The sequence below is a fragment of the Antrihabitans auranticaus genome (assembly GCF_016481275.1).
Taxonomy (GTDB): Bacteria; Actinomycetota; Actinomycetes; order Mycobacteriales; family Mycobacteriaceae; genus Antrihabitans.
Genome location: NZ_JAEMNW010000007.1, coordinates 148408 through 166007, shown reverse-complemented (window position 1 = coordinate 166007; position 17600 = coordinate 148408). Strand labels below are relative to the sequence as shown.

19 protein-coding genes and 1 tRNA gene are annotated in these 17600 nt (G+C 63.8%); 1 reads left to right on the top strand and 19 read right to left on the bottom strand.

The features are described from left to right. Nucleotides 1–303: 303 nt before the first annotated feature. The 13 genes from JGU72_RS25060 to rplJ all read right to left on the bottom strand — a co-directional run bounded on the left by JGU72_RS25060 (nt 304) and on the right by rplJ (nt 12728). Entirely contained in the window at nt 304–999 is a 696-nt protein-coding gene (locus tag JGU72_RS25060) for a mammalian cell entry protein (protein WP_199686817.1), read from the bottom strand. After that, on the bottom strand, nt 999–1613 hold the full coding sequence (locus tag JGU72_RS25055) for a mammalian cell entry protein (protein ID WP_199686816.1): 615 nt from the start codon (nt 1611–1613) through the stop codon (nt 999–1001). Before JGU72_RS25055 ends, JGU72_RS25060 begins: the two co-directional genes overlap by 1 nt. 31 nt (nt 1614–1644) lie before the next feature. Then, nucleotides 1645–2895 (bottom strand): MCE family protein, encoded by a 1251-nt coding sequence (locus JGU72_RS25050; protein ID WP_199686815.1) that lies wholly within the window; start codon nt 2893–2895, stop codon nt 1645–1647. Further along, nucleotides 2892–4118 (bottom strand): MCE family protein, encoded by a 1227-nt coding sequence (locus JGU72_RS25045; RefSeq protein WP_199686814.1) that lies wholly within the window; start codon nt 4116–4118, stop codon nt 2892–2894. Before JGU72_RS25045 ends, JGU72_RS25050 begins: the two co-directional genes overlap by 4 nt. Further along, a complete protein-coding gene (locus JGU72_RS25040) occupies nt 4115–5353 on the bottom strand; it encodes an MCE family protein (protein ID WP_199686813.1) in 1239 nt (412 codons plus the stop codon). The genes JGU72_RS25045 and JGU72_RS25040 overlap by 4 nt, the downstream gene beginning before the upstream one ends. After that, complete coding sequence (locus JGU72_RS25035) at nt 5353–6360, bottom strand: MCE family protein (protein ID WP_199686812.1); 1008 nt, start codon at nt 6358–6360, stop codon at nt 5353–5355. Before JGU72_RS25035 ends, JGU72_RS25040 begins: the two co-directional genes overlap by 1 nt. After that, the gene (locus tag JGU72_RS25030; protein WP_199686811.1) at nt 6357–7427 is read right to left on the bottom strand and encodes an MCE family protein; all 1071 of its coding nucleotides are present in this window, start codon (nt 7425–7427) and stop codon (nt 6357–6359) included. The genes JGU72_RS25035 and JGU72_RS25030 overlap by 4 nt, the downstream gene beginning before the upstream one ends. After that, on the bottom strand, nt 7424–8737 hold the full coding sequence (locus tag JGU72_RS25025) for an MCE family protein (protein WP_199686810.1): 1314 nt from the start codon (nt 8735–8737) through the stop codon (nt 7424–7426). The genes JGU72_RS25030 and JGU72_RS25025 overlap by 4 nt, the downstream gene beginning before the upstream one ends. Further along, entirely contained in the window at nt 8734–9594 is an 861-nt protein-coding gene (locus JGU72_RS25020; RefSeq protein ID WP_199686809.1) for an MlaE family ABC transporter permease, read from the bottom strand. The genes JGU72_RS25025 and JGU72_RS25020 overlap by 4 nt, the downstream gene beginning before the upstream one ends. Nucleotides 9595–9597: 3 nt before the next feature. Beyond that, on the bottom strand, nt 9598–10395 hold the full coding sequence (locus JGU72_RS25015; RefSeq protein ID WP_199686808.1) for an MlaE family ABC transporter permease: 798 nt from the start codon (nt 10393–10395) through the stop codon (nt 9598–9600). Between the two features lie 5 nt (nt 10396–10400). Then, nucleotides 10401–11486, bottom strand: a complete 1086-nt coding sequence (locus JGU72_RS25010) for an ABC transporter ATP-binding protein (protein WP_199686807.1) — start codon at nt 11484–11486, stop codon at nt 10401–10403. A gap of 181 nt (nt 11487–11667) precedes the next feature. Next, entirely contained in the window at nt 11668–12054 is a 387-nt protein-coding gene (gene rplL / locus JGU72_RS25005; protein WP_199686806.1) for a 50S ribosomal protein L7/L12, read from the bottom strand. A gap of 104 nt (nt 12055–12158) precedes the next feature. Beyond that, nucleotides 12159–12728, bottom strand: a complete 570-nt coding sequence (rplJ, locus tag JGU72_RS25000) for a 50S ribosomal protein L10 (protein ID WP_199686805.1) — start codon at nt 12726–12728, stop codon at nt 12159–12161. A 347-nt stretch (nt 12729–13075) separates the two neighbouring features. On the opposite strand from rplJ, the gene JGU72_RS24995 reads away from it, so the two are divergent. Beyond that, nucleotides 13076–13987, top strand: a complete 912-nt coding sequence (locus tag JGU72_RS24995; protein ID WP_199686804.1) for an alpha/beta fold hydrolase — start codon at nt 13076–13078, stop codon at nt 13985–13987. Here JGU72_RS24995 and JGU72_RS24990 read toward each other — a convergent pair. The 6 genes from JGU72_RS24990 to JGU72_RS24965 form a co-directional block, all read right to left on the bottom strand. After that, the gene (locus JGU72_RS24990; protein ID WP_199686803.1) at nt 13984–14661 is read right to left on the bottom strand and encodes a hypothetical protein; all 678 of its coding nucleotides are present in this window, start codon (nt 14659–14661) and stop codon (nt 13984–13986) included. The two genes, JGU72_RS24995 and JGU72_RS24990, sit on opposite strands and share 4 nt — an antisense overlap. A 100-nt stretch (nt 14662–14761) precedes the next feature. Continuing rightward, a complete protein-coding gene (rplA, locus tag JGU72_RS24985; protein WP_199686802.1) occupies nt 14762–15478 on the bottom strand; it encodes a 50S ribosomal protein L1 in 717 nt (238 codons plus the stop codon). A 78-nt stretch (nt 15479–15556) separates the two neighbouring features. Beyond that, nucleotides 15557–15997 carry a 50S ribosomal protein L11 gene (gene rplK, locus JGU72_RS24980; protein ID WP_199686801.1) on the bottom strand — a complete coding sequence of 147 codons (441 nt, stop codon included), beginning with the start codon at nt 15995–15997 and terminating at the stop codon, nt 15557–15559. Nucleotides 15998–16073: 76 nt separating this feature from the next. Then, a complete protein-coding gene (gene nusG, locus JGU72_RS24975; RefSeq protein ID WP_199686800.1) occupies nt 16074–16898 on the bottom strand; it encodes a transcription termination/antitermination protein NusG in 825 nt (274 codons plus the stop codon). Nucleotides 16899–16974: 76 nt separating this feature from the next. Further along, the gene (secE, locus tag JGU72_RS24970; RefSeq protein ID WP_199686799.1) at nt 16975–17400 is read right to left on the bottom strand and encodes a preprotein translocase subunit SecE; all 426 of its coding nucleotides are present in this window, start codon (nt 17398–17400) and stop codon (nt 16975–16977) included. 31 nt (nt 17401–17431) lie between these two features. Further along, nucleotides 17432–17504, bottom strand: a tRNA-Trp gene (locus tag JGU72_RS24965). Nucleotides 17505–17600: the final 96 nt, after the last annotated feature.

The window sequence follows — 17600 nt, the reverse complement described above, 5'->3', positions numbered from 1 at the left end:
TCGCCCACGGCAGACAGGAAGCGGCACGAGAATGTGTCGCTTTCAGCGGTAGAGGTGGTGAGGTGGACAGGAGGCAGCCAGCGCAACGTCCAAACTTACACCAAATCGACACAGCTGTCGAGTGGCGCAGCGAAATATACATCCGAGCTGGCGGCCCTGCGGCTACACCGCTGGCCGCAGGGGCGACGGGGTAGTAGAAAACCCGCCTCCGCAAACAGCCGCAGACCCGCGATCTCTCGCATGTTCTCGCCATTAGAGTGACGCGTCACCGCGCCGTCGTCAAGGCTTCTGACGGCGTTTTGATCAATTTGAGCTGGGACAATCGCCCGAATGCGGAGCTTCGCGCAGATCTGTGATGTCGGACACGAGCCAGTCGTCGCCCGACTTCTCCACTGACACAACCATCTGCCGCTGCTCGCTGCCCGGCTCCTGACCCGGTCCGCTCCAACTCGATGTGACGCTGACAATTGCCTCCGCGCGATCGTCGTCGAGGAAGCTGACGCCGATCGCGTCGACATGAATGTCCGACTTCGCCTGCGTCTGCGCGACGAACTGCTTCGTGGAATCGAGAGTCGCATCGAAGAAGCAACGCATCTTGTCGGTCAGCAGCGGCCGGACGGTGTCGGGGTAACCCTCCATCTGCGCAGGGTCGTAGGTGTACAGCGTCGCGACGGCCGCATCGACCTGGGCCCTGACCTGCTGGGTGTCGGAATTGTCGACGAACGCCAGGTTGTCGACGGACGCCCCCGGCTTCTCGTATGCGACAAACGCGAACGCACCCAGGGCGATCGCCACGATGCCCAGAACAGCGACCAGCGTCCAGGACAGCCGCGTGCGCCCGGTGCCGGCTGCGGGTTTGGAGAGGTCTACCGGACGCGGAGTCGCGGCCTGCGGCGCCGGCGCTTCGGCGGTGATCTCCGGGCGGGGACGGTCCGTACCGGCCACCTTCGGACGGCGTCGGGTCGGCGTCGGCTTGTTCACTCGACGGTTGGGTGGCATCAGTTGCCCCCTTGTTCTGGCACTGCAGGCTGTTCTGGCACTGCAGGCTGATCTGGGGCCTGCTGCGGCGGCGGGTCCAGCGACGTATTGCCGAGCGGCTGCGCCTCCGATGCCTTCCAGACTCCGTCGACCTCTTCGAGCGTGAGCAGTGAGGTGAGCAGTGCCGTCGTATCCGGCTGACCCGGTCGGGTCGTGACCTGCCGCATGACGACGACAGCCTTCGCCGTTCCCTCGTCACGATTGAGTTCGACGACCGCCGCCGAAGCGACCGTGGCGTGACTGCTCGCCTGCTGTTGCGCGAGAGCTTGCGACAGCGCTTCCCTGTTGTCCTTGAACTGCTGAGCGAGGTCGCCCATCACCGATGAGTCGATGTTCGCGAAGCTCGCGTCCAGATTCGCGGAGTCGTAGGAGCTGATGTTCACCGCAGTCTGCCGGGCAGCGTCGAGCACTTCTTCCCGGGCCTGCGCGGCGGGGCGTTCCGAGAATCGGGCATGCCACCAGCTCTGCCCGAACCACACCGCGAGGACGAGAGCAACGAGCGCCACCGCCGCCGCGAGAGCAGCGGTGCCAGGCAGCAACCACCTAGGGGCGGCCGCGAGCCGCGAACTTTTCATCTTCTTCAACATACGTGTCGACGCAATTGCACTACCGCTTCGGTGTGATTCCCATCAACGTCGCGAGTTGCACCGCGATCGGGGTCAAGTTGAGTTTGTCAGGATCTGTCTTCGGGTTGGAATCCCAAGGCTGAACGATCGACGGATCGGCGAACTGGGCGCGCTCGGCGCCGCGCACTGCCGTTGGATTACCTTGCGGCACAGTGCAGGTCGCGTCCTTGTTGAACGGGAATTCGTCGACCGTGTCATCGAAGTTCGGGTTCTGCGCCTTCATCTGCTCGAGAATCGCGTAGGTGCCCTCGTAGCCGCGGGTGCACGCCGGCGGATTGTTCGTCTCGAGTACGAGCCCGAAGTGTGTCGTGCCGTCGCCCGGGGCGGTCGCCGAGGCACCGATCGAGAGCGTAGGAAGCAACTGCAGCAAGGGTCTGAGCGCGAAGGTTGTCGGCGCCAGAGTCTCGACCAGCTCGCGCAGATTGGTCAGATCTTCGGTGAGCGCAGGTCCACTCTCGGCAAGCAGCGCACCGGCCTGGTCGCTCGCGTAGAGGCCGGTACCGATGAGCCTGCGCACGTCGGGGTCGCTTGCCTGCAGTTGCATCGTCAGTTTCTCCAGGCCGTCGCTGAAGGTGCGTACGGCGTCGGCCTGGTCGGACTGAGTGTCGAGGACCGTTCGACCGTCGCGGATCAACGCGGTGATCGACGGCAACGCCTCGTGCGCAGATTCGGTGAAATCGTTCAACGAGTCGACGAGCACCTGCAGGTCGTCACCCTTGCCGCCGAACGCGGTACCGAGTTCGTCGACGACCGTCGTCAAATCTGTCAGCGGGACCGACTGCGCGAACCGGTCGACGCTTGCCAGGAGATCCTCGACGGGGACCGGAGTCGAATCCGGGGTCTGCTCGATCACCGAGCCGTCGTGGAGGTACGGGCCGTCGCTGTTCTCGGGCAACAGGTCGACGTACTGCTCCCCGATAGCCGAGCGATCAGCGATGACAGCCCGCGTCGATGCGGGAATATCAGGCGCGTCGGAGTTGATCAACAGCGTCACCGACACGCCGTCCTCGGTCAGCGACATCCCGCCGACCCGTCCGACCGACACACCTCGGTACGTCACTTCGGCGTCCGGGTAGATGCCCGACCCGTGCGGGAATTTCGCGTCGACCTCGTACTGCCCGAAACCGAGCAGATTGTCCAGCCGCACGTATTTGGCGCCGACGAACACGATGCCCACGACGGCGATGACGATGAACGCGATCAGCTGGTACTTCACGACACGACCTGTCATCGCGGTGCACCCCCCAATTGCTCCAGTAGTGCGGCGAACGGGTCCGTCGGCAGCCCGGGAACACCGAGCGCGGGACGCGGAACGATCGGCGCGATCGGCAGCAGGGAAATGGTCGGCCAACCCGGTCGCGGACCGTTGCCGTTGTAATACGGATTGGTCGGATTGACCGGCACCGGCGGCCCCGCGGGCGGCACGTACACCGGATCGGGTTTGCCGACGCCGAGGTTGGACAGCAACGTGCCGATCTGGAGATCGACCGACAGGAACGTGTTGACCTGACCGCCGAACGTGCTCTCGAGCGTGGAGTCCGGGAACGGGTAGGTCGGGATCAACGGGAACGCGGTGACGAGGTCCGGCGCCGCTGCGCCCAGCGACTGCAACGTCGGGCGGAGGGCGCGCAGATCGCGGATGAGGTCGTTCTTCGACGTCTCGATCACGTCGTAGCCAACCTGTCCGAGCCGGTCCAGCTGGCTGAGCAGCGTGACGATCTGCGGTCGCTGTTCTTCGAGAATCGTGATGCCCTTGGGCAATTCGTCGAGAATCTTGCCGATCTGGTCGGTCTGCTGATTCACGCGGACAGCCAGCGTGTCGAGTCCGTCCAGCGCCCGCGTGATGTCGTCGACCTGCTCCTCGAGCCCGCCGATCAGTGTGTCCGCCTGCTCGAGCAGCGACCGCACCTCCGGCGTCCGCGGTCCGATGGCCTTGTTGAGCTCGGTGACGATCGGATCGAGCTGCGCGACGCCGCCGCCGTTGAGCAACAGCGACAGAGCGCCGAGCACCTGCTCGATCTCGGTCGCGTGCGACGTATTCGCGACGGGGATCACATCGCCGGAAATCAGCCGCTCCGGGGCCGGTGCCTCGTCTTTCGGCGCTGACAGTTCGATGAACTTCTCGCCGAGCAGATTGGACTGCCGGACCTCTGCATGCGCGTTCTCGGGCAGCTGCACCGAGTTGTTCACAACAACGGTGACGACCGCCGACCAGCCGTCCGATCCGACGTCGATCTTGTCCACGCGGCCGACCGGCACACCGTCGACCTTGACCGCCGACTGCCGCACGAGGTCGAGGACGTCGGTGAACTGAATGTCGATCTTCATCGGGTCGGATCCGACGTCAGCGCCACCGGGCAGCGGTACGTCGTAGATCCCCTGACCGCACGCGGTCACCATCGCGACCGACACGCAGAGACCCGCAACACCGGCGGCCACCCGAGGACGGATCATCGACCGCCCTCCTCGTTCTGCAGGCCCGGCGACGGAATGCCCGGGACCGTACCGGGAACCGGCGCAACCTGTTGGTTGTCGTTGCTCAGAATCCCGAACGGCAGGATCAGCGAGGGTGTCTTCACGCCCGCCGTGATCTGGTCGGCGATGTGGTTGCAGTTGTCGAGCAGTGGCTGCATCTGCCGGCCGAGCGCTTCGAACTGCGGATCACCCGCGCGCAGCTTGGAGAGGTCCAGCGTCTTGCAGATAACGTTGAACGGCGCCTGGAGGTCCGTGAAATCGGCGCGCATGTCGAGCGTGCCCGACTCGGCGTTGTGCACGTTCACCAAGTTGCTCAGCGCGACGGGCATGACCGGCAGCGCTTTCGCGATGTCGTCACGGCGGTCCGCCAAGGTCTGTGTCAGCGACACGAGCCCGGACGCATTGCTCTCGATGAGCTGCCGGTTGTCGTCCACGAATCGCGCGACGTCACCGAGCGCCACCGACAGCAGATTCAGTGCGGCGCCGAGGTCGGTCCGCTCACCCGCCAGGAAGCTGCTCAGATCGGCGAGCTGCGCATTGAACTGCCGCACCTGACCGTCGTTGACGGCGAGCATGCTCACGAACGATTGCAGCGACTTGATCGTGTCGAAAATGTCCCCGCGCGTGTCCGACAGGTACCGCGCCGCAAGCGACAACTGGGTGATGCTGTTGCTCAGCGCTTCGCCGTTGCCCCTGAGATTGTCGGCGGTCGTCCGGACCAGATCGGTCACCGCGCCGTCCGCGTTCGCACCCTGCGGTCCGAGTGCGTTCGACAACTCCGTGATGCTCTTGTACAGGCGGTCGACTTCGACGGGCGTTGCCGTGCGGTCGCGCGGAATGACCGCGTCGCGCTCCATCTTCGGGCCCGATTCGTAGGCCGGGGTGAGCTGAATGAACCGGTCCGCCACGATCGACGGCGTGATCTGCGCGGCATGCGCGTCCGCCGGTACGTCGTAACTGCGGTCGACCGACATGACGACCTTGACCTGGTCGCCCATCGGCTCGACCGAATCGACCGCACCGACTCGCACGCCCAGAATGCGGACGTCGGAACCCTCGTAGATACCGATCGAACTGTCAAAGTAGGCGGTGATCTTGGTTGTGGTCATCTTCTGGAACAACCACCAACCGAACCCGGCGATCACAACGGCGGCAACAGCGATCAGCGCGATCGGCACCCACCGCCGGGATCCGGAGCGTGTCTGCGTGGCCATCAGTTGCCACCCCCGAAGGTACGGATCGGCTCGCGATAGCCCGGAATCTCGGGCAGTCCCGGTGGAATGAGATTCACGATCACGGCGTCGAACCAGCGGCCCGTACCCAGCACGTTGGCGTAGATGCCGTAGAACGGCGCCGCCAACTCCAGGGTCTTGTTCAGGTTCGCCAGGTTGTTGTTCAGGATGCCGACGACGCTCTCCAGGTTCAGCAGCGCCGGACCGATCTGCTCCTCGTTGTCGGCAACGAATCCCGACAGCTCCTGCGACACGGCTTGTGTTGCGGTGAGCAGCTGCGAGATCGCCTGCTGGCGGCTGTTCAACTCAGCCAACAACTCGCCGCCGGCGGAGATCAGTTGCTCGAACTCCGCGTTGCGATCGGCCAGGATCTTGGTCGTCTGCTTCGTCGCCGCGAACAGCTTCTGCAGTTGCTGGTCGCGCTTGGCGAGCGTTTCGGACAGGCGCCCGATGCCGTCGATCGACGCGCGAATCTCGGGCTGCGTCCCGGAGAAGGCATCGGTCAGGACGCGCATGCTGTCGGCAAGCTGGTTCTTGTCGATCTCGTCGAGGGTCTCGGCAGCGTCGCTGAAGGCATCGATGACGTCGTACGGAGATACCGTGCGCGACAAGGGAATACGATCTCGCGGGTCAAGAGTTTCCGAGCCCTGCGGGTCCAGCGCGAGATACTTCTGCCCCAGCAGCGTTTTGATCTGGATCGACGCCGTCGTCTCGTTGCCGATCCACGCGTCCTTGGTCCGGAAGTCGACGAGCACACGGTCCCCGTCGAGCCGCACGTCCGCCACCTTGCCGACCTTGACGCCGGCGATGCGCACCTCGTTGCCGTCCTTCAAGCCTGCCGCTTCGGTGAACTCGGCCGTGTACTTCGTGCCGGCCCCGATGATCGGCAGCGAATCCAGAAAGAACGCCGACATCGTCACGAGCAGCACGACGGCGATGCCGAGCGCGCCGGTCATCGCTGCACTTCGCCCCCGCCCGCGGCGCGTCATGGCGTGCCCTCCGCGTGGCAACGCTTCGCGGCATTCGTGTACAGCGGCTGGTTCAATGTCGGCAATCCGGCCGGCAGGTTCAGTTGCGGGGCGTCGACCGCGCCCGGTCCGGCGACGATATCGATGCCGCAGAGATAGAACTGGAACCAGGAACCGTAGCTGCCGACCCTACCGAGTCGTTCCATCTTCAACGGCAGGTTCACGAGGGCCTCGTTCACCTCGTCCTCCCTGCTCGCGAGCTCGTACGCGACCTGACTCAAACCTGCAATCGAGCCCTGCAGCGACGGCCTGGTCGGCTGCAGGAGGTCCGCGGTCGCGTCCGTGAGGTCGGCGAGGGATTGCACCGATTGGCCGATCGTCCCGCGCTCGGCGGCCAGACCGCTGACCAGTTGCTGAGTCTTGATCAGCATGTCGTTGAGCTCGTCGTCACGCTGATTGACGGTGTCGAGGACACCGGTGAGGTTGTCGACCAGTTCTCCGATGACGGCGTCCTTGTCGGCAATCTTGTTCGTCAGCTTGGCGGTGTTCGACACGAGATTGGCGATGGTGCCGGACTCACCTTGAAAGACCTGGATGATCTCGAACGACAACTGGTTCACGTCGTCTGCGCTGAGCGTCTGGAACAGTGGGCGGAAGCCGTTGAACAGCTCGGTGAGGTTGACCGCGGGCTGGGTGTTCCCGAGCTCGATCGTGCCACCGGCACTCAGCTTCTCGCCGTCGCCACCCTCCCCCTGAGTCAACGCGATGTACCGCTGGCCGACGAGATTGCGGAAGCGGATGGTCGCGTGGACATTCGCGGGGAGCCAGTCGCGGTCGGTCAGCGTGAACTCGACCTCGGCGGTCCGGCGGTCTACGATCGAAATCTTCTCCACCGAGCCGACGCGAACGCCTGCAATACGCACCTCGTCGCCCTTGTTCAGCGACGTGACGTCTTCGAACTGAGCCTTGAACGTGGTGCCACCGCTACCGCCCGAATTGGCAATCGTCAGCGCAAGCATCGCGGTCGCAAAAATCGTCACGGCAGCGAAGATCGCCAACTTGATCAGCGGACCGGCCAGACCTCTCACTTGATCCGCACCTCCGTCCCGTGGAATGCGGGCGAACCGATGGCCGTTGCCCACGACGGAATGTCTTGCGGCGCAATGCCGGTCGACGCGGAGTAGATCAGGCCGAGCGCATGTGGGTCGGTTTGCGAGACGGCGCTCGGCATGACCGAGAACTGCGGCACCGCGAACGTCGGAATGTCACCGCCCGGGTTCCTGGTCGGCGGCTGGTAGGACCCGTCGTTGTTCGAAGCGCCACCCGGATACTGGCCCATATCGACCCCGAGCGTCTCCGGCGCGCACGCAGGTCCCCTCGGATCGAGGAAGCGCGGCTCGTCCTGATTCGGCAGGTAACGCCCGCGGGTGTTGACGAGCTCGATGGTCACCCGGGTGCCCGGATTTGCGGTGCCCTTGCCGAGGATCACGTCGGTGCGCGGCTTGATCACGGCGAAGTTGCGCAGCGCGCACTCGAAGGTCGGCGAGTATGTCGCGAGGAGCTCGAGCGCTTCGCGGGAATCCGCGGCGATCGTCACCACGTTGTCCCGGTTGGTCGCGAGGAAGTCGGTTGCACTACCACCGGTCGCGGTCAGCGAGGCGAGCAGCTCATCGACCTGGGAACGTTCCTCGACGATCGTCGCGTTCGTCGTGCGCAAGTTGTCGAGGGCATTGACGAGCTGCGGCGCCGCATCGGAATAGGTTTCGGAGAAGGTCGCGAGCCCGCGTAGGCCCTGCTGGAGGTCCGGCATCTCGACGTTGATGTCGGTGAAGACCGTGTCCAGCCTGTCGAGCGTCGTGCCGAGTTCTTCGCCTCTGCCGTCGAGTGCTTGTGCCAGCGCACCCAAGGTCGCCGAAAGCTTCTCCGGCGGAATGGCTTGCAGCAGCGGCAAGAGGCTGTCGAGCAGCCGATTCAGTTCGACGGCGTTACCGCTGGTGTCCTGCTGGATGATGTCGCCGCTCTGCAACGTCGTCGCGCTGCGCTCCTCCGGAATGATCAGCGAAACGTACCGCTCACCGAAGAGCGTCTTCGGAAGCAGCCGCGCAGTCACGTTGGCCGGCAGTTCATCGGCCTTGCTCGGGTCGAGAGCCAGAGTCGCCGTGACCTTGTCACCGTCAGGATCGGTCGACCTGACCTCACCGACGAGGATGCCTCGCACCTTCACGTCGGCGTGCTCCGGCAGTGCGTTGCCGACGGAATCCGTGACCAGTTCGACCTTCACGACCTTGGTGAACGTCTTGTTGTAGATAGCGATCGTCGTCCACACGAACAGCGCCAGCACCGCGAAGAACGCCACACCCAGAATGCGCTTTCGCAGGTTGGACGGTGTGTGAATCATCCCGTTACCCGCACTGTCGTCGTCGTACCCCAGATCGCGAGGCTGAGGAAGAAGTCGAGGATGTTCACGGTCACGATCGACGCCCGGACCGCGCGGCCGACAGCCACACCGACACCGGCGGGTCCGCCGGTCGCGTGAAAACCGTAGTAACAGTGGATGAGGATGATCACGAAGGCGAATATCAGCACCTTCACGAACGAATACAACACGTCTTGCGGTGGTAGGAACAGGTTGAAGTAATGGTCGTAGGACCCCGTCGACTGACCGTTGAAGGTCGTCGTGATGAACCGCGAGGCCAGGAAGGCCGAGAGCAATCCGACGATGTAGAGCGGGATGACCGCGATGAAACCGGCGATCATGCGGGTCGTGACCAGGAACGGCACCCCCGGAACAGCCATGACTTCGAGAGCGTCGATTTCTTCGGAGATCCGCATCGCGCCGAGCTGGGCCGTGAATCCACAGCCGACAGTCGCGGACAACGCGAGTGCCGCGACCAGCGGTGCGATTTCGCGGGTGTTGATATAGGCGGTCAGAAAGCCGGTGAGCACCGAGCTACCGAGCTGGTCAAGAGCGGCGAAACCTTGCAGACCGACAACCACGCCGACCGAACCGGACATCAGCACGATGACCCCGACAGTGCCGCCGATGATCGCGAGCGCACCGCTACCGAAGGTCACCTCTGCGAGCACCCGCAGTAGTTCCTTGCGGTAACGATGCAGTGTGCGAGGCGTCCACGCGATCGTGCGGGCGTAGAAGGACATCTGCTCGCCCGCGCGGTCGATCATGTTCAGCGGTACGCGCGCAACTCGCTTCGCGTGGTCGAACCCGCGTTCCACAGGCTGCTTGGCGATGACCATCTCTCACGCGCCCTTCGCAGGAACGATCTGCAAGTAGATGAGCGTGATGACGAGGTTGGCGAAGAAGAGGACGAGGAACGTGATGACAACCGACTGATTCACGGCTTCGCCGACGCCTTTGGGGCCGCCCTTGGGGTGCAGGCCCTTGTAGGCCGCGATGACACCGGCGATGACACCGAAAATTGCCGCTTTGATTTCGCCGACCCAGAGGTCGGGTAACTGGGCCAGTGCCGAGAACGAGGCGAGGTAGGCGCCTGGCGTGCCGCCCTGGAGCAGGACGTTGAAGAAGTAACCACCCGCGATACCGACGACCGACACGAGTCCGTTGAGCAGGATCGCGACCAGCACCATGCCGAGCACACGGGGAACGACCAGACGCTGAATCGGATCGACGCCGAGGACCTCCATGGCATCGATTTCCTCGCGGATGGTGCGGGACCCTAGATCTGCCGCGACGGCGGCTCCGGCCGCACCCGCGATCAACAACGCCGTAACGACGGGCGCAGCCTGCTGGACTGTCGCGAGCACGCTAGTCGCGCCCGTGAAGGATTCAGCACCGAGCTGCTTGATCAGCGATCCGGCCTGCAGCGCGACCACCGCGCCGAATGGGATCGACACCAGCGCAGCGGGAAGGATCGAGACACTCGCAATGAACCACGATTGCTCGATGAACTCACGCCAGTGGAACGGGCGTTTGAACGTCTTCCTGACTACATCGAGGAAGAGCGAAACGATATTGCCGGCTTGGGCGAACGCGCCTTCGACCGCCCTGAACGATCTGGACCTTGCGGCGCCAGCCATTCCTGTTACCGGAGATGCTTGACGGTGGGCTGTTCTTCGTAGCCCCCGTCTTCGTACTCCGCGTCGTGCGCACCTCTGCGGTCGTCATAGTTCGACATCTGCTGGGTGTTACTGGTGCTGTCGAGCTCTTCCTGGATGGCGACCTGCGCCGTGTGCGGCAGCGTGTGCATGATCTCGCGGACACGGGCCTGGCGGCGACCGATAGCCGTACGTTCCGGCATGCCCGGTGTGGCAACCATCTGCGGAACGATGCCGCCGACCTCTTCGACACCACCGGCGCTGTGGCCGGCGTCTACGAGTGCCTGCTCCTGCGCCATCTGCGCTTCGTCTTTTTCTTCCGACATACCGATCGGACCGATCATCCGGCCGTTCAGGAACTGCCGCACCACCGGCTCGTCCGAGGTCAGGAGCACTTCACGCGGTCCGAACATGACCAAGTTGCGACGGAACAGCATGCCGATGTTGTCCGGCACCGTACGAGCGAGGTTGATGTTGTGCGACACGATCAGGAACGTCGCGTCGATCTGCGCATTGATGTCGAGGAACAACTGCGAAATGTAGGTCGTACGAACAGGGTCGAGGCCGGAGTCCGGCTCGTCGACGAGGATGATCTGCGGATCCAGAACCAGCGCACGGGCGAGGCCGGCGCGCTTGCGCATACCGCCCGAGATCTCACCGGGGAGCTTGTGCTCCGCACCGGTCAGACCGACGAGGTCCATCTTCTCCATGACGATCTTCTTGATGTCGGACTCGGACTTCTTCGTGTGCTCACGCAGCGGGAAGGCCACGTTGTCGAAGAGGCTCATCGAGCCGAACAGGGCGCCGTCCTGGAACAGCACGCCGAACAGTTTGCGGATCTCGTACAGCTCCTTGTTGGAGCATGTGGTGATGTCTGTGCCATCGATGTAGATGTTGCCCTTCTCGGGCTTCAGCAGACCGATGAGCGACTTCAGGAACACCGACTTACCGGTACCCGACGGCCCGACCATGAGGCTGATCTCCCCTGGCGGGAGGGTCAGAGTCACGTTCTGCCAGATGTTCTGTCGACCGAAGGACTTGGTAATGCTTTCAGTTCTTACTTCGACGCCCACATCAACCTCCACAATCGGCCAGGCACACTCGATACCGCACAACCCACTGTGCGTTGGGCCACTGTATCGCATGGGTGTTCGCTCCGTGACAGTCCTGCCCAACCGCAACAAAAGCGAAAGCGGGCGGTCCGTATCGGACCGCCCGCTTCGTGCTGACGAGGATTCGTCGTAAGAGAAACTCCTACTTGACGGAAACCTTGGCGCCGGCGCCTTCGAGCTTCGCCTTGGCAGCCTCTGCGGCGTCCTTGGCAACCTTCTCGAGGATCGCCTTCGGGGCGCTCTCGACGAGGTCCTTGGCTTCCTTCAGGCCGAGGCCCGAAACGATCTCGCGGACGACCTTGATGACCTGGATCTTCTTGTCGCCGGCACCCTCGAGGATGACGTCGAACTCGTCCTGCTCCTCAGCGGCCTCGGCGGCAGCCGGGGCAGCACCGGCAGCCGCGACGGCGACCGGAGCAGCTGCGGTGACCTCGAAGGTCTCCTCGAACGACTTGACGAACGCCGACAGCTCGAGAAGCGTCATTTCCTTGAACGCGTCGAGCAGCTCGTCGTTGCTGAGCTTCGCCATGGTGGCGGTCCTTCCTGTAATTCCCTGTCGACGATCCGCGACCGGGGTTGGTTATCGATTGCGCGACGAACGTGCCGCCGCGCAGTTTCCGCTCCGGATGCGGATCAGCTTTCGGCAGCCACCGGCTCGGCAGGTGCTTCCGCTCCTGCTGCGCCTTCTTCTGCTGCCTTCTTCTCCTGCAGCGCGGCAGCCAAACGGGCCACCTGCGATGCGGGAGCATTGAACAGGCCAGCGGCCTTTGCCAAGTTGCCCTTCATAGCGCCGGCAAGCTTCGCCAACAGAACCTCGCGGGATTCGAGCTCCGCGATCCTGTTGACCTCGTCCACGGACAGCGCATGGCCGTCCATGTAGCCGCCCTTGATGATCAAGGCCTTGTTGTCCTTCGCGAAGGCCTTGATTGCCTTCGCCGCGTCTACCGGCTCGCCGTTGATGAATGCAATGGCAGTCGGACCGACGAACAACTCATCGAGGCCCTCGACGCCCGCCTCAGCGGCCGCACGCTTGACCAGGGTGTTCTTGGCGACGGAGTAGCTAGCGTTCGGACCGAGTGCGCGTCGCAGATCGGTCAACTTGCCGACGGAAAGTCCACGGTATTCCGTAACAACCGTGGCGGTCGAACCCTTGAACTGCTCGGCGATCTCCGCGACCGCGGTGACCTTCTCAGCCTTTGCCATACTTCGCCTCCTCTCGTACGGTCAGTCTTTCTCGGGACCCTCGTTCTACCGCCGAGGTCGGCAAGGCACAGAAATGCAAAACGCCCCGGTGCAGGGCACACGGGGCGTAACAGGAACAATCGAACGCTAGTGCGTCGACGCTCCCTACCTCGATCACCTGCGTGGGTCGCCGGACGCTTCCGGACCTTCAACCGACTCGATTGCTTGCGCAGCCGAACCGGTGACCAACGGTCTTGGGTAGAACGTGATTGGGTGGCAATCGAAGTACTCGAAGGCCGTCGTTTAGGGTACGTCATACGAGGTCGAACTGCCAAAACGCGGCCGCGGAACGAATACGGGGAGCGCCGATGACGTCAGCTGCAAGGTCCGGTGTTGCGGCCGCGAACGGCCTCGAGATCGTCTACGAAGAGTTCGGCAACGCCGACGATCCACCGATTCTGCTCATCATGGGGCTCGCCTCGCAACTCACCCAGTGGCCCGCTGAGTTCTGCGAACTGCTTGCCGCACAAGGGTTCCGGGTCATTCGCTTCGACAATCGGGACATCGGGCTTTCGACCAAGATGAGCGGAGCCCGCGTCGACGGCAACATGTGGCTGCGCATGGGACGGTCGGCGATAGGCAAGCCGTCCGCGGTTCCGTACACGCTGCCCGATCTGGCCGACGACACCCGGGGTCTCCTCGACGAGCTCGGAATCGAATCCGCGCACGTCGTGGGCGCATCGATGGGCGGCATGATCGCACAGATCTTCGCGGCCAAGTATCCCGAGCGTGTCCGCACGCTCGGCATCATCTTCTCGACGACGAATCAGGCTTTCCTGCCGCCACCGGCGTTCGCTGCCCTGCAGTCCCTCATCACCGGTCCCAAAGATTCCAGTCGCGCCGCCGCCATCGATGTCGCCGTGCGGGCGCGAAAGACTCTCGCCAGCCCCAAGTACCGCCAGTCGGACGCCGCGCTGCGCGCCAACGCCGAGCGCGACTACGACCGCAGCTACTACCCCGCGGGCATCGTGCGCCAATTCGCCGCCGTGACCGGTACCGGCAGCCTGCTGGAATACACGAAGCGCATCGACAGGCCGACGGTCGTCGTGCACGGGTCCGCCGACCCGCTGATCAGGCCCGCCGGCGGAAAGGCGGTGGCGAAGGCGATTCCCGGCGCGAAGTTGCACATCATCGACGGCATGGGCCACGACCTGCCCCCGCAGCTGCACGCACGCCTCGCAGCCGTCCTGACCGAGAACTTCGTCCGCGCGCGCGGCTAGTTCGGCGAACCGTCCTCGACGTCGATCACCTCGGCCTCGAGGGTGACGTCGCTGCGCTCACTTTTCACGGTCCGCGGTGTCGTGGTCGTCGCACGCCGCGCAAACCCGGGGATGCGGCCGGCGAAATCGCGCAGTGGTTCGACAGCCAGCTGCAGGACCTGGGCCGACTCGTCGACCGCACGGATCGGCCGGTCCAGCGACTCGATCAGCGGACCGATCTTGGAAATCTGTTCCAATGCTTCAGCGAGCCGGTCGATGATGCCGCCCTGCTCGACCAGTTGCTCGACCAACCCCTCCTCGGCCAAGAGCCGATCAAGGATTCCACCCTCTTCGAGAATCCGGTCGATCGCACCCTCGCGCGCGAGGAACCGATCCATCGGACCACCGGGTGCCGTAATTCTGTCGATAGCGCCGCCGGGCTCCATCAGCCGATCCAACGGCCCACCAGGCGCGGTCAGCCGAGCGACGACGCCGTCTTCCTCCAGTACTCGGTCCACGACACCACCGGGTGCGAGGGCTTTACCGAGCGGCCGATCCTCTGCGGTGAGATCCGACAGTTTTCCAGCGAGGCGGACGGGTCCTTCCGGGCTGACCAACTTCGCGACACCGATACTTGCTTCCCCGAAAGCGACCAGAGCGCGCACCGGAAAAGTCGCAATCTCGAATAGACCCATGGCAGCACAGTACTGGGCCGACGACCCTGCCGCGGACATACGAAAGCGGCCGGTACGGAGATCCGTACGGGCCGCTTTCGAGTCGTTTCAGACGAGCTGGTTACTCCGCAGCTTCGTCCAGGAGGTTGCGAACCCGGTTCGGGTCCACCGGGATGCCCGGTCCGGTGGTCGTCGAGATCGTGACCTTCTTGACGTAGCGGCCCTTGGCGGTCGTCGGCTTCGCACGCAGGACCTCGTCCAGCGCGGCACCGTAGTTCTCGACCAGCTTCGCAGCGTCGAACGAAGCCTTGCCGATGACGAAGTGCAGGTTGGCCTGCTTGTCGACGCGGAAGTTGATCTTTCCGCCCTTGATGTCGTTGACAGCCTTCGTGACATCGGTGGTGACCGTGCCGGTCTTCGGGTTCGGCATCAAACCACGCGGACCGAGGACACGGGCGATACGGCCGACCTTGGCCATCTGATCCGGAGTAGCGATCGCGGCGTCGAACTCGAGCCAGCCACCCTGAATCTTCGCGATGAGTTCCTCGGCGCCGACCTCGTCCGCACCGGCTGCCTCGGCCTCAGCGGCCTTCTCGCCGGCGGCGAACACGATCACGCGCGCCGTCTTACCCGTGCCGTGCGGCAGGTTGACGGTGCCGCGAACCATCTGGTCCGCCTTGCGGGGATCGACGCCGAGTCGCATCGCGACCTCGACAGTCGCGTCCATCTTCGTGGAGGACGTTTCCTTCGCCAGCCGCGCAGCCGCCAAGGGTGCGTAGAGGTTGTCGTGGTCGACCTTCGCGGCCGCCTCTGTATAAGCCTTGCTTCGTTTTGCCATGTTGTCCTGCCTCTATCTGATTGGTCAGTCGTGGTTGACGAGCCTGGCCGGCTCTCCCACGGTGTTGCTTTTCTTTACTTACGCGTCGACGACGGTGATTCCCATGGAGCGGGCCGTGCCGGCAATGATCTTGGCGGCCGCTTCGATGTCGTTCGAGTTGAGGTCTTCAGCCTTGGTCTTCGCGATTTCGCGCACCTGGTCCATGGTCACCTTGGCGACCTTGGTCTTGTGCGGCTCTCCCGAACCCTTCTGCACACCGGCTGCCTTCAGCAGCAGCTTGGCGGCAGGCGGAGTCTTGAGCTTGAAATCGAAGGTCCGGTCTTCGTAGACCGAGATCTCGACCGGCACGACGTTGCCACGCTGCGACTCGGTCGCTGCGTTGTACGCCTTGCAGAACTCCATGATGTTGACGCCGTGCTGACCGAGCGCGGGACCCACCGGAGGAGCTGGGTTCGCCATGCCGGCCTGGATCTGAAGCTTGATGATCCCGGCGAGCTTCTTTTTCTTCTTGGGGGGCATCTGTCTTGTTCCTTGTTACTGGGTGTCTAGCTCCGTGTCTTGCGCTCGTGGAGTGCAAGTCTTCTGTTTGTCGGGCTCAGATCTTCGCGACCTGCGTGAAGCCCAACTCGACCGGCGTTTCGCGGCCGAAGATCGATACGAGGACCTTGAGCTTCTGCTGCTCGGCGTTGACCTCGCTGATGCTCGCCGGCAACGTGGCGAACGGACCGTCCATGACCGTGACCGACTCGCCGACCTCGAAGTCGACTTCGATGACCGACTTGGTCGCGGTGGCAGTCGTCGATTCCGCGCCGGAACCAGCGGTGGCAGCGGCCTTCTTCTGCTGCGTACCCTGCGGCATCAGGAACTTGACGACGTCGTTGATCGACAACGGCGACGGGCGCGACGTGGCGCCGACGAAGCCGGTGACGCCCGGCGTGTTGCGCACCGCGCCCCAGGACTCGTCGTTGAGGTCCATTCGCACCAGGATGTAGCCGGGCAGAACCTTGCGGTTCACCTGCTTGCGCTGGCCGTTCTTGATCTCGGTGACCTCTTCGGTCGGAACCTCGACCTGGAAGATGTAGTCGCCGACGTCGAGGTTCTGCACACGAGTCTCGAGGTTTGCCTTGACCTTGTTCTCGTAACCCGCATACGAGTGGATGACGTACCAGTCGCCGGGGGCGCGCCGCAGCGCAGCCTTCATCTCGGCAACGGGGTCGGCCGGCTCTTCGGGCTCGGCCGTAGCTTCGGGGTCAGCCGCGTCTTCGGGATCAGCCGCGTCTTCGGGATCAGCGACGGCCTCGGTTCCCTGGTCAGCCTCGTCGACAACCTGCTCGTCAACAGCTGCGTCGGCGGCCTGGTCGTCGACGAACAAAGCCTCGTCGTCTTCCTGCTGTGTTACGCCGTTCTCCGGGGTGCTCACTTGGGCACTCGCTTCCTTAATCGTCACGTTCATCTCTGGGCGCCGGCAGCAATCTCGATGCTGGCTCCGCTTCTGTCTAGCCGAACAGCCAGCTGACGCCCTTGATGAACGCCACATCCAAACCGCTGATGAAGGCCACCATGAAAACCACGAACACCAGCACAACGCTCGTGTAGGTGATCATCTGCTTGCGGTTCGGCCAGATCACCTTGCGAAGTTCGGCAATGACCTCGCGTAAGAATTTTCTCAGACGCTTGAAGATGTTGTCCGGCTTCTGCCGATCAGCAACAGCGGTCCGCCCCGAACCACGGGTTCCTCTGGTTGTGGCGGCTGCGCTCGCGGTGGCAGTCGAGGTCGCACGAGTTCGTCGATTCGACCGCTTGCCACTGGGCCGACTCTCCGAGCCTTCGGTCTGCTCGGTCGCGTCAGCCGCAGTCGGCTCAGCGTCGGAGGTGGTCTCCTCCGTGTCGCCGCCGTCGCGCAACTTGCGCTCGTCGCTCACCGTCGATCCTCTCAGTCGCTACATCCGGGGGCAGGGGCGACAGGACTTGAACCTGCAACCTGCGGTTTTGGAGACCGCTGCTCTGCCAGTTGAGCTACGCCCCTCTGGCCGGAAATGGACTGACTCGCATAGCCCGTATCCGGCCGCCTGGGTTCCACATAACTTGCGCGCCACCCTCCGAAGGGCAGCGCGCAGCGCTG